The following is a 12,277-nucleotide window of genomic DNA, read 5'->3' as shown; positions in this document are numbered from 1 at the left end:
CGCGTCTTCGGAGTTCGGCCGGCTCAGCCGGCGGCGATGTGGTTGGCGTCGTCCTCGGCGTCGTTCAGGATGATCGAGGCGTTGTTGCCGCTGATGCCGACCATCTCGAGCAGATCGGAGAGACCTTCGAGGCCGTAGGTGAGGCCCTTGCCCGTCGCGAGGACGAACTTGTGGTACTCCTTCGCGTACACGTCGTCCCGGCCGCCCGCCGTCAGGTTCTCGGCATTGATGTTGTCGTTGAGGACGCCGAGTTCACCGACGATCCTCGCGATGGCACCGAACTGGGTGAACCGTCGCGGAAGGTCCCCGGGAACGCTCAGGGTTCCGTCAGCCATAGAACTCGTCCTCCTCGCCACGGTTCGCGGACGGCTTGCGCCCGCCGCCCAGCACCGTCTCCGTCAGCCCCTCGGGCTGCATCGCGCGCAGTGGAGCGAGCAGGTCGTCCAGCTCGCCACCGCCGAACATGCCGCGTGCAAGCTCCTCCTGGCTGCCCATCAACGGCCGGACCGTGCCGCTGACCTTGGAACTCATGTCCGTGCGGGCCGCGTTGACCGTGGTCTTCAGTACCTCGGCCAACTGGGCCGGCGGCATCGTGCGGTAGCCCTCGGTGTGGAATTTGAACGAGAGGACCTCACCGTGCGCGTTGACCGAGGCGGTCACCATCCGGTCCTTGGAGGTCGCCGAGGCGGACGCCCTGGCCAGCTCCTCCTGGACCTGCTGGATCTTCTTCGTCTGTTCCGCGAGGCCGGCCATGGCCTCCGCGAGCTGTTCCTGGAACGACACCATCAGTCCTGCTCCTCCTTGCGTTCGGCCGCCGCTTCCAGCACGTCGACCGCGCGGGACAGGTCGTCCGCGGACAATCGCAGAGCGACGGGCCCCGTCGGGTTGAGGTAGAGGTCCTGGCCTTCGGGGACGAGCGCGAACGCCTCGGAGACGGGCAGGACCCGATGGGCGAGCGCGCCCGCCCGCTTCAGGTGGGCGGGCGCGGTGAACACCGGCACCACCGGATCGCCGTCCGGCGTGCAGACGCTGACCGCGCCCCCGTCCGGAGCCGTGAGCACGGCCAGTTCGGCCGTGACCACGGCCAGGGCGACGCCCTCGACCGGGCCGTAGCCGGTCGCCGCGAGCTGCATGGCTGCGTCCACGTCGTCGGTCGGTTCCGGCCAGCCGAGCATGCCGGGGGAGGGCCGGTACTTCTCGTTCCGCTGCCATTCGGCGATCTCGCCGTCGGCGTCGGAGCGCCACTGCCCGATCACCGCCCACAGCGGCGGTTCGCCTTCTCCGCTCCAGGCGGGGTCCACCGTGCCGAACCAGTGCCCGGGCGCGGTGCGCGCGGCCGCGCGGATGTCGTCCGGCACCGGGGGCATGGCGGAATTCTTGCCTCCGGCGGGTGTTCGGCCCGCTTCCGCCTCTGCGGCACTCATCGCCCGATCACACCCGTCCCGGCGCCGGCCTCGGTGCCCCACACCTCTTCGTCCTCCGAGAGCCATACGGTGCGCTGCCGGTCGCCGCCGTTGCCTCCCGGGCTCCCCGGGGCGCCGCCGCCCATACCCATGGGTGGCATGAAGGGCGTGCCGGTTCCCGCTCCGCCCCCCGCACCGCCCCGCCCGAGGGCGCCGAGCGACTGGGTGGACACGGTGCCCTGCGTCGGAGGGGCGCCCGGGGGCAGCGCGGACAGGCGCAGGGCGGCACGGGCGCGGTCGCTGAGTCCGGACACCACGGAGGTCGGCTCGCGGACCGGGTTGCCGTTGCTGTCGATCATCTTGCGGAGATTCCCGGATTCCCCCTTCGAGCCGCCGAAGAGGTCACCGCCCGACGTCGGCGGGCGGCGCTGACCGTTCAGCAGCTCGTCGAGCGTCTTGGGAGCGCGGGTCTTGAGGTTGTTGCTGCTCTCGGTGATGTGCTTGCCCTGTGGATCGCTGATGGTTCCGTCGGCGTTGATCCGGGAGCCGGGCGGAACGGTGAGCTTCCCGCCGTACGCGTTGGTCAGTGGCTTGCCGTCCGCGCCGATCAGGTTTCCCTGGGCATCCACCTTGGTGCCCTTGGGGACGATGACGTTGCCCTCGGCGTCGACCCTGAAGCCCCGCGTCAGGTCCCCCGAGGTGGAGCCGCTCGGAAGAGTCGGCGGCTTCGGGCCACCGGTCGCGGGCGGGATGATCTTCCCCCCGGAGCCGATGGTGGAGCCGGGCGGCACGACCAGGGGCCTGCCGTCCGCGCCGAGGACCGGTTTGCCCTTGGAGTCGGTCACGGCGCCGGTCTTGGGGTCGATGCGCGATCCGGACGGTAGCGTCAGGGGCCCGCCACCGCCCAGGGGATTGGTGGTGCCCGAGGTGCCGCCCTGGGGGCCGGTGACCGGATTCGGGCCGAGGCGGAGGTTCTTGGTGTTCGGGAGACCGGTGCCGGACGTGCCGCCGCTCGGCCCGGTGACCGGAGGCGGGGCTCCGAGGCCGAGATCGCCGCCGTCCTTGCCGCCGGTACCGTCCCCGCCGATTCCGCCCCCGTCACCGCCCGCACCGTCTCCGCCGGCGCCGTTGCCGAACATCTCCTTGAACTTGTTGAGGATGTCGTCGGCGCCGCCCGTGCCACCGTCACCGCCCGCACCCGCGGAGCCGTAGAAGGTGTTCTGCTCCTCGGGCGTCAGCGAGATGGTGAACGTGGGCTTCACGATCGAGTTCGCGTCGGAGAGCTTCATGCTCGTCTTGTCGTAGACCGTCGCCAGGTCGAGCATCGTCTGGGAGGACTTCTCGTCGAGTTCGGACTGGACGGCCGCGAGCCAGCTCGCCTTCGCGCGGTGCTCGATGCCGGCCCAGTCAGGCCCGCTGACAGTCGGATCGTGGTCCGACATCGGGTTCTGGGCGGCCATGGCCTTCAGGAACTCCGCACGCAGGTGGGTGTAGGCCATGGAGATGGGACCGGGTTCTCGCTTCTCGATGCCCGTGCCCACGGTTTCCCGCTTCTCGAACCATTCCCAGAAGTTCTTCTTCAGTATTCCGACGGTGGTCGTGAGTTGATCGCTCACCGCTTGGAGATCGTCCTTGATCGCACCACCCAGGTAGAAGGACTGGGTCTCCTGGAGTGAACGCTTCACCGCCTGAAGAGCGGCTTGGAAGAGGGCGGCGGACTCTCCCTGCAGTTCCTCCGTGCCGTCGCCCACCTTCTCGGCCCATTCGTTGAACGTGGCCGCCCATCCGCCCGTCCAGACGTCCATGGTGTTGAGGACCTCGGACGCCTTCTTCGACGACAGGGGATTGGCGTCCTTGTTCGTCCCGGACGTGACCGATCCGAGAATCGGATCGGTCGCTCCGGTGAACTCCACCAGCGCACCCGCTTCATTGCCGAAATTGGTCCAGTCGTAGCCGAACCCGAACATCAGCCATTGTTCCTTCGGCCGGGTGGGAAAGGCGAAGGCGTAGTATCCGTCCAGCCCCCACTCCACCGCCTTCAGGCTCGGAGTACCGTCGAACCAGGCGCCGTTCACCTCTTTGGTGATCCACCGCTTGGACCCCTCGCCCGCCACCAGGTTCCGGTCCGGAAGCTTGGTGGTGCCGTCGTGAAACATGGCGAGGATGTCCTCCCACCTGGCCGGCATCCCGGGAGGCACCTCGGCCATGGTGTCACTTTCCCTTCGGGGTCAGGATCTCGGAGAACTCGTCGGCGAGGGCACCACCCATGCCCGTGGAGTCGTCCTCGGCATCCCTGTGCTTGGTCTCCACGTCCCGCAGACTGGCCGAGAAGTTGTTCATGAAGGTGAGCGCCGTTTCGTACCGGGTACGCATGCCGGCGCGGTACGTCTCCATCTGACCCTCGAGCGCCTTCGCCTGCGGGCACTTCTCGGGGTTTCCGAGGCCGAGAGGAAGCTTCGATCCCAGGCTCACATACTCCGGCTTGACCGTGAGGTCACGACGGAACGTGGGGATCTCCTGGTTCGCGTACCTGAGATAGACGCCCTCGGTCGACTGGAAGATGTCGCCCGGGTTCACTTCACCAGCCATGCTCACACCTCACACGTCGATTCCGGCGGTCGGGTCAGCTGCCCTGGAGATTGCTCAGCCCGCGGCCACCGTCGAGGTCACCGTCGATCTGCCGGGCGTGCATCCGCTGGAGGGTCGTCCGGGCGACCCCGTACTGCTCGTCGAGCTGCAACTTGATCCGGCCGAGCTCCGCCTGGAAGTCCTCCCAGGAGGCACGGGTCTGACCGCTGAGGGTGTCGCGCAGCGCGCCGAAGTTCTTCTCCATCCAGGCGAGCGCCTCCTTCATCTCCTGCTGGGCCGCGTCCATGTTCTTGATGGCGTCCAGGACCCCTTGGTGGCTGATCTTGACGGACATGAAGGAACTCCTCGTGAGGCGGTTAAGAGAGCGGGAGAAGGAAGGCGATGGGAGAGCCGGTGAAGGAAAGCGGTGAGAGAGCCGGGGAAGGTCACCCGGGGTTGATCACTCCGGCGATACCGGCGGCGTAGCTGTTCGCCTCGTGCTCGGCGTCCGTGAGGAGCCGGTTGGCCATCGCGGTGCCCTCGCGGAAGAACTGGGTGCGTTCCATCACCCGGGCGTGTGCCCTGAGCCACTCGTCGATACCCGCCGCGTGCGTCTCCGAGGAGACGGCCTGGTAGGCACCCCGCACCTGGCCCTGGATGGTCCTGACCTTGCGGCCCGCGTCGTCCATGTCGCGCAGATGCTGGTCCAGCGTCTTCAGCGTCTCGAGCATCGCTGTTTCGTCGTTGGACAGCCCGTCGGCCGAGTTGACGTTGAAACCGGAGACATCAGACATGGGGGTCCTCCTGGACACTGCGGGAACACGGTGGCACCACGGGTGCACGGCGGGCCGACCACGCCGGGAATCCCGACCTCCGGCAGTCGACGGATCATCAGGTTATACGGCGCAGGGGTTCTTGGCAGCAAAGTGCCCCGCTGATCTGAGTGTTCATCTGCGCTGCGGGCGTGAGCTGCGGAAATGTCGGAGAACGCACTGCGTCCCGGCCGCCCGATCCTCAGGGAAACCTCAATTGCGCGGAGAGCGGCGTCAGTCGGATATCAGGGCGTGTCGTTCTCCGACGCGTCCACGAGTCCCCGCGTCAGCAGGAGCGTGTCGTCCAGGGCGGGTCCCGACGCGAGCATGCCGAGCACGCCCGACGGTACGGGCACGGACTGGTCCGCCCGGTACCCGAGCCGCTGGAGGCCCTTCTCACCGCCCGGCACGGGGTACTTGGCACCCGACCCGGTGACCAGGTAGTAGGCCGTGCCGGTGCCCGCCGAGGAGAGTGCCGTGACGAGCGCACCGCCCTCCGGTCGTGCCGCGAACAGGTCGGCCGTCCCCGGACCCGCGGTGATCCCGGGCTGGTTGGACACCGCCCGGCCCCCCACCCCGTCCGCGCGGGGCAGGACGACCGAGACCGTCGGCCTGCCGTCCGCGGTGCCGATGACCGCGCACACGCCCTCGTCCGGACCGACCGCGTCGGGCCGGGGGAGGCCGGTCGGGACCGTCCCCCCTCCGGCCCCCACGAACCGGACCGCCTTCGGGTCCCGGTGGCGCGCCAGGTCGTCGGGGCCGATCTTCCGCAGGGCGACGGCTTCTCCGGCGTACGCGATCCGCTGGGTGCGCGGATCGCCCTTCAGCAGCGCCTCCTCCAGCGCGGTGACCTCCGTCAGCCCGCGCTCCGTCAGCACGTAGTGGCCGCCGGAGCCCTCGAAGAGCTGCCCGATCCGTGACGGCCGGCCAGCCAGCGAGGGGCCCGCCTTGCCGCGTCCGGCCACGTCCGGAACCGCCAGATCCGGGCCCGGCGGCAGCGCGTTGAGGAACGCGTCCGGGACCGGGTGGGCCCCGTCCTGGTCGTACCCCAGCGACTGCACCGCGTAGTTCGCGGTGTCCACCCGCATCCGGGTGCCGTGCCACAGGAGGTAGGTGGTGCCGCCCTGGACGGTACGGACCAGGGTGGCGCCGTCCGAGGTGACGGGCCTGCCCTCGGCGGTCAGGCCGACGGCCAGGGTGAGGAGTGGATCCGCGCCGGCGTCGGGCCGGGTGGCGCACACCGACCAGGCGTCGCGGCTCAGCGCGCTCGCCTGGGGCAGGGGGTCCGGAGCACCGACGATGCCCAGGGTCGCGCCGCGCGGGGCGTCCTTGATGGAGGCGGGCTCGACGCTCACCACCTTCATCCGGTCACCGGCCAGCAGTCTGGCCGAGGTCTCGTTGAGGACCGGGTGGAGGACTCCGTCGAGCGTGAGGTAGCGGGCGCCCGAGCGTTCGTCGAGCACCAGCGTTCCGGTGGCCTTCCACGCGTTCGAGCCGCCGGGCACGACCAGCCCGTACACGGCGACGACGAGCGCCGCCAGGGCGGCGACGACGAGACCGATCACGAACCCCTTCGTGGTCCGCCGGTGTGCGGACTCGGGCGCGTCCGGGTCGTCCCGGAGCATCCCCAGTGACAGCCGGCTCATGACGAACATGTGCGCGTGGACCTGGTCCCGCCTGGACTGCATTCCTTGCCTTTCCGACCGGGCGTCGGCCCGGCGCGCGAGACCCGGGGTGCCAGGGCCTCGGGCCGCCGGACGCCGGGATCCGTCCGCAGTCCGGCGGCGGCCGCCGGAGAGCGGGTCAGCTGTTGAGGCCCCGCAGGTACTGGTAGAGACCGGCGACGATCAGGGCCAGCGGTACGAGGACGACGGCGAAGAGCAGATGGAGCAGGTCGACCGCGCGCCCCCAGTAGGGCACCAGGCGCCGTCCGGGAAGTGTCCAGCCCGTGACGGCGAGCACGGCCCCGGCGGCCAGCAGGGCGGCGAGCACCAGCGGCCGGGACCCGTCGTCGGTCCGCAGGACCCACTGCACCGTCAGGAGCACGGAACCGTAGGCGGCGGGCAGGAGGACGGCCAGCCGCTGCCAGGCGCCGCCGATCGCCCGTGCGTGCGTGAACAGCAGCGCGCACAGGACCGCGGCCAGCGTGAGCGGCGCCCAGGACGCCTCGAACGCCAGCACCGTGAGACAGCCCGCCGCCACCAGCCCGGTGGCGCCGTAGAGGCCCGTGAGGTAGCCGTCGGCGACGGCGCCCCGGGTGGCGATCCGCTCGTCCGGGGTGGGATCGATGCCCTCCTGGAGCTGGCCCGCGTTGGTGGGCAGCAGCGGCACCTTCAGTCCGGACAGCCGGAACGCCAGGGACGGCAGGAAGTGCCCCAGCAGGACCACCGCCAGGATCAGCGGGGCGGCCGCACCTGTGGCCGGGACGCCGCCGAGTACCAGGGCTCCGCCGATCGCTCCGAGGACCGCCGCCAGGGCGGCGGCCAGGAACAGCGGGGCGCACGCACCCACGGCGGCCAGCGCGAGCACGGCGGCGCCGGCCGCCGCACAGCAGCCCGCGAGCAGCCGGGCACCCAGCTCCACGTCGGGTGCGGCTCCCTGGGGCACCAGGGAGCCGGCCAGCGCCAGGTAGGGGACGGCCGTCGCGCCGAGCGCGGCCCCCGCGCCGACGTCGCCGACCGCGCGCGAGGCCGCCGCCGCGCCGGCCAGCAGGAGTGCCGCGGTCGCCGCCGCGCAGACCGCCCTGATCCCGGCGGGGCCGGGCAGCAGCAGGAGCAGCAGGCCGACGGCGAGGGTGCTCAGGGCGAGCGCGGTCATGAGGTGGTGCGACCACACCGGCTTCCAGGAGTCGGGGCGTTCGCGCAGCCGGCTGGAGAGCCCGTCGACGAGGTCGTCGTAGTGGATCTCCGGGAGGGCGTCCCCCCGCAGGCGCAGATGGACCGTCTCACCGTCGCGCAGGCCGAGTTCGCCGAGGGTGTTCTCGTCGTCGAGGGGTTCCTGCCCGAGGCGCTGGAGCACCCAGCCGCCCGACTGCGCCCCACGCTCGTAGAGGTCGGTGCCCCCGTGGTCGACGAGGGTCGGCAGCAGATCGGCGAGCACGATGTCGGACGGCACGGCGAGTTCGACGGAGCGGTCGGGCGTCAGCACCGTGAGGCGGCACAGAGGTGCCGCGGATATGTCGGTCAAGCGCGTTTCATCGCCTTCCAGGACAGTGGTCGACGCGGTCAGATTGATCACATTAACTTGTGCGTGCAGTCTGTACGTTGCGGGGTTCGGTCAAGATCGACTGACCCGTTCCGTCCACCGCCCGGCCTGCACTCCCGCACCGTCGGCCGTACCGCCGGCGTTTCGCGTCCTGTCATCCGAAAGACGCGTCACGGCAACCGCCGGCACCCTCAGGAAGGCGATCCCCTTTGAGCGTGGTGCTCTTCAAGAGGCCTCCCCGGCGTCTTGGACCCGAGATGCCTCATGGCGAACTGAGCCTCCAGGAGCCGCCCACGGTGCCGGAGACGCAGAGCGCCATGGGCAACATGATCACGTACATGCCGATGGCGCTCAGCTCGCTCGGCATGGTGCTCATCTTCCTGCGGCCCGGCAGTGGCGGCGGCCCCATGATGTACGTCGCCATCGGTCTGATGGCACTGTCGGCCGTCGGCATGCTGGTCTCGCAGATCGTCCGGGCGTCCGGGGACCGCAAGCGGGCACTGCTCGGAGAGCGGCGCGACTACATGCGGTACCTGTCGATCAGCCGCCGGCGCATACGCAAGGTGATCAACCAGCAGCGGGAGGCGCAGGCGTGGTCGCACCCGGACCCGGCGTCGCTGTGGAGCCTGGTGCCCACGGCCAGGCTGTGGGAGCGGCGGGCGGCGCACGCGGACTACGCCGAGGTGCGGATCGCGGTGGGGGAGCAGCAGTTGGGGACGAAGCTGTCACCGCTGAGCACCAAGCCGGTGGAGGACCTGGAACCGCTGTCCGCGCACGCCCTGCGGCGCTTCATCAAGGCGTACGGCACCGTGCCCGACCAGCCGGTCGCGCTCTATCTGCGGACCTACGCGCGCGTCCTGCTCCGGTCCGCCGACGAGGAGGCCGCACGGGCGATGGTGCGCGCCGTGCTGGCCCAGCTGAGCGTGTTCCACGCGCCCCAGGACCTGTGGATCGTCGTGCTGGCGGACCATGACCGCCGGGACGCCTGGGAGTGGGTGAAGTGGCTGCCGCACAACCAGCATCCGACGGACGTCGACGGTGGCGGGCCCGTGCGGCTGGTCACCGACTCGGTCCTCGGCCTGGAGACACTGCTCGGTGACGAACTGACCGGGCGGCCCGCGTTCGAGACGGACGCCGTTCCCAGCGCCGAGGAGCCCTACTGTCTCGTGGTTCTGGACAGCGCCCGGACACCCACCGACTCCCGGCTGGCCACCGACGGCTACCGCAACACGGTGACGCTGGACGTGTCCGGCTCCCTGCCCTGGCGCCCGTCCCGCCACACCCTGCGCCTGCGGATCACCGAGCGGCGCCTGGAACTGGTCGGCACCGACCGGTCGGGCAAGGAGACCACGTCCGTGCTCGGCAGGCCCGACGCGCTGGGTCCCCGGCGGGCCAAGGCCCTGGCCACCCTGATGTCCCCCTACCGGATGGGCGGCACCACGGACAACGGCGAGGCGCTCACCACGGACGTGCAGCTGACCACCCTGCTCGGCCTGCCCGACCTGCACACCGTCGATCTCGACGCCGTGCGCGCCGAACGCAGCGAGCGCGCCAGGCTCCGGGTGCCGCTGGGTCTCACCGGCGACGGCACCCCGGTCGAACTGGACATCAAGGAGGCCGCCCAGGGCGGCATGGGCCCGCACGGCGTGCTGATCGGCGCGACCGGTTCCGGCAAGTCCGAGTTGCTGCGGACCCTGGTCCTGGCGCTCGCGCTCACCCACACCTCGGAGAAGCTGAACTTCGTCCTGGTCGACTTCAAGGGTGGCGCCACGTTCCTCGGCCTGGAGGACCTGCCGCACACCTCCGCCGTGATCACCAACCTCGCCGACGAGTCCTCCCTCGTGGACCGCATGCAGGACGCCCTGCACGGCGAACTGATGCGCCGCCAGGAGCTGCTGCGCGGTGCGGGGAACTACACGTCGGCGTACGAGTACGAGACGGCGCGGGCGGCGGGGGCCGATCTGGAACCGCTGCCGACGCTCTTCGTGGTGGTCGACGAGTTCAGCGAACTGCTCTCCGCACACCGCGACTTCATGGATCTGTTCGTGATGGTGGGGCGGCTGGGCCGCAGCCTCGGCGTACACCTGCTGCTCGCCTCGCAGCGGCTGGACGAAGGCCGGATGACCCAGCTGGAGTCCCACCTGTCGTACCGGATCGCCCTGCGCACGTTCTCCTCGATGGAGAGCCGCGGCGTTCTCGGTGTGCCGGACGCCTACCAACTGCCCTCGGTACCCGGCAGCGCCATTCTGAAGAAGGACACCGGGACCCTGGTCCGCTTCAAGGCGGCCTACGTCTCCGGTCCGTACCAGGGCGTCCGCAGGGTCGGCCCGTCGGCCGTCGCCGGCCAGGTCGTCCCCTACCGCACGGAGTGGACCGCGCCCCGGCTCCCCGCGCCCGACCCGGAGCCGCAGCCGGTGGCGGAGGAGGCGAGCGAGGAGACCCTGCTCGCGCTGGCCGTGACCCGCATGCGGGAGGGCGGCAGGCCCGCGCACCAGGTCTGGCTGCCGCCGCTGGACAGCCCGCTCCCGCTGGACGTCCTGCTGATGGGCGTGGCGCCGCACGCCGAGCGGGGCCTCACCACCCTCGACCCCGGTCTGCACGGCACGCTGACGGTTCCCGTGGGCGTCATCGACCGGCCCTTCGACCAGACCCGCGAACCCCTGATCGCCGAGTTGTCCGGCGCGGGCGGGCACGTCGGCATCGCCGGCGGCCCGCAGAGCGGCAAGTCCACCCTCGTACGCGACCTCATCATGTCGCTGGCGCTCACCCACACCCCCCGTGAAGTCCAGTTCTACTGCCTGGACTTCGGCGGCGGCTCGCTCGGCGCACTCCGCGGCCTGCCGCACGTGGGCGGGGTGACGGGCCGGCTGGACCTGGAGCGGGTGCAACGCACCCTGGCCGAGGTGCAGTCGCTGGTGGCCAGGCGCGAGAAGCAGTTCGCCGAGCTGGGCATCGACTCCATGGCGACGCTGCGCGCCCGCCGGACCGCCGGTGAGCTGGCGGACGAACCGTACGGCGACGTGTTCCTCGTCGTCGACGGCTGGGGCACGATCCGCCAGGACTTCATGGACCTCATGGACACCTTCACGGCGCTGGCGGCGCGGGGCCTCAACTACGGGGTGCACCTCATCCTGGCGGCGAGCCGCTGGTCGGAGATCCCCACCGCGCTGCGGGACCAGCTCGGCACCCGCTTCGAGCTGCGGCTCGGCGACAGCATGGACTCCATGATCAACATGCGGTCCGCCGCGACCATCCCCAAGTCGCCGGGCCGCGGCATGACCGAGACCAAGCACCACTTCCTCACCGCCCTGCCCCGGCTGGACGGCGGGGAGAGCGCGGCGGACCTCGCGGCGGGTGTCGCCGACGCGGTGGCGCGGGTGACCGCGCACTGGCAGGGCCCGCCCGCGCCCGCGGTCCGTACCCTGCCCTCGGTCCTGGAGCCCGCCGAGCTCCCCGACGCCGAGGTCGGCCCGGACGGCGATCTGCGCCTGCCGCTGGGCCTGGAGGGGAACCACCTCGACGTCCTGTGGCACGACTTCGCCCAGACCGCGCACCTGGTCGTGGTGGGCGACGCGGAGACCGGGAAGACCAACCTGCTGCGCACGGTCTGCCGGGCGATCACCGACCGCTACACCCCCGCCGAGGCGCGGATCCTGCTGATCGACTACCGCCGCGGACTGCTGGAGAGCGTCCCCGAGTCGCACCGGCTGGGGTACGCGGTCTCCGTCGACCTGCTCAAGCAGGCGGTGGACGGCGTCGCCCGGGCCATGAAGGAACGTCTGCCCGGCGCCGACATCTCGCCCGCCCGGCTGAAGCGGCGGGACTGGTGGAGCGGCCCGCGGGTCTTCCTCGTCGTGGACGACTACGACATGGTGTCCAGCGGCACCATGAGCAACCATTTCGGGCCGCTGCTCGACTACCTCGCCCAAGGCGCGGAGATCGGTCTGCACCTGATCGTGGCCCGCAGCGCCAACGGCGCGGCCCGCGCGATGAACGACTCGCTGCTGCGCTGGCTGATCGAGGTCAACACGCCCGCCGCGCTGCTCTCCTGCCCGCCCTCGGAGGGGTACCTGTTCAATGACACCAAGCCCAAGCAACTCCCGCCCGGACGGGCGCAGCTGATCACGCGCCGGGGTGTGGTGCAGGTGCAGACCCCGCTGCTGTCCGAACCGGCGGGCGACGCGTAGGCGCGGGTGGCCGGGGCGCCTGCCCCCGGCCCCGCTCAGCCGCCCAGCCGCCCCGCTCAGCCGCCCCGCTCAGCCGCCCCGCTCAGCCGCCCCCGCCCGGACC

Annotated in this window: 10 protein-coding genes; 1 reads left to right on the top strand and 9 read right to left on the bottom strand. The window is 71.0% G+C overall.

From position 1 onward, the window contains the following. Window positions 1–23: 23 nt before the first annotated feature. The 9 genes from ACH4VO_RS08230 to eccD form a co-directional block, all read right to left on the bottom strand. Window positions 24–335, bottom strand: coding sequence for a hypothetical protein (locus ACH4VO_RS08230; RefSeq protein ID WP_069174093.1), 312 nt, complete (start codon window positions 333–335; stop codon window positions 24–26). Continuing rightward, window positions 328–786, bottom strand: a complete 459-nt coding sequence (locus ACH4VO_RS08225; protein WP_360984585.1) for a YbaB/EbfC family nucleoid-associated protein — start codon at window positions 784–786, stop codon at window positions 328–330. The genes ACH4VO_RS08230 and ACH4VO_RS08225 overlap by 8 nt, the downstream gene beginning before the upstream one ends. Then, the gene (locus ACH4VO_RS08220) at window positions 786–1,367 is read right to left on the bottom strand and encodes a type VII secretion system-associated protein (protein ID WP_360984588.1); all 582 of its coding nucleotides are present in this window, start codon (window positions 1,365–1,367) and stop codon (window positions 786–788) included. Before ACH4VO_RS08220 ends, ACH4VO_RS08225 begins: the two co-directional genes overlap by 1 nt. A gap of 53 nt (window positions 1,368–1,420) precedes the next feature. Continuing rightward, window positions 1,421–3,610, bottom strand: coding sequence for a hypothetical protein (locus tag ACH4VO_RS08215; RefSeq protein ID WP_360984591.1), 2,190 nt, complete (start codon window positions 3,608–3,610; stop codon window positions 1,421–1,423). 4 nt (window positions 3,611–3,614) lie between these two features. Continuing rightward, window positions 3,615–3,992: a hypothetical protein gene (locus ACH4VO_RS08210; RefSeq protein WP_139131415.1), complete on the bottom strand. Its 378-nt coding sequence runs from the start codon at window positions 3,990–3,992 to the stop codon at window positions 3,615–3,617. Between the two features lie 34 nt (window positions 3,993–4,026). Then, window positions 4,027–4,326 (bottom strand): hypothetical protein, encoded by a 300-nt coding sequence (locus ACH4VO_RS08205; protein WP_069174088.1) that lies wholly within the window; start codon window positions 4,324–4,326, stop codon window positions 4,027–4,029. A 91-nt stretch (window positions 4,327–4,417) separates the two neighbouring features. Beyond that, entirely contained in the window at window positions 4,418–4,765 is a 348-nt protein-coding gene (locus ACH4VO_RS08200) for a hypothetical protein (protein WP_360984595.1), read from the bottom strand. 263 nt (window positions 4,766–5,028) lie between these two features. Continuing rightward, the gene (gene eccB, locus ACH4VO_RS08195) at window positions 5,029–6,471 is read right to left on the bottom strand and encodes a type VII secretion protein EccB (RefSeq protein ID WP_360984598.1); all 1,443 of its coding nucleotides are present in this window, start codon (window positions 6,469–6,471) and stop codon (window positions 5,029–5,031) included. 115 nt (window positions 6,472–6,586) lie between these two features. Continuing rightward, window positions 6,587–7,969 carry a type VII secretion integral membrane protein EccD gene (eccD, locus tag ACH4VO_RS08190; protein ID WP_360984601.1) on the bottom strand — a complete coding sequence of 461 codons (1,383 nt, stop codon included), beginning with the start codon at window positions 7,967–7,969 and terminating at the stop codon, window positions 6,587–6,589. A gap of 275 nt (window positions 7,970–8,244) precedes the next feature. Here eccD and eccCa point away from each other — a divergent pair, with 275 nt between their 5' ends. Beyond that, complete coding sequence (gene eccCa, locus ACH4VO_RS08185) at window positions 8,245–12,174, top strand: type VII secretion protein EccCa (protein WP_360984604.1); 3,930 nt, start codon at window positions 8,245–8,247, stop codon at window positions 12,172–12,174. The last annotated feature ends 103 nt before the right edge of the window (window positions 12,175–12,277 follow it).

The sequence above is a fragment of the Streptomyces sp. NPDC020780 genome (assembly GCF_044334475.1).
Classification (GTDB): domain Bacteria; phylum Actinomycetota; class Actinomycetes; order Streptomycetales; family Streptomycetaceae; genus Streptomyces.
The sequence above is the reverse complement of the archived record's forward strand: the minus strand, read 5'-3'. Positions and strand labels throughout refer to the sequence as shown.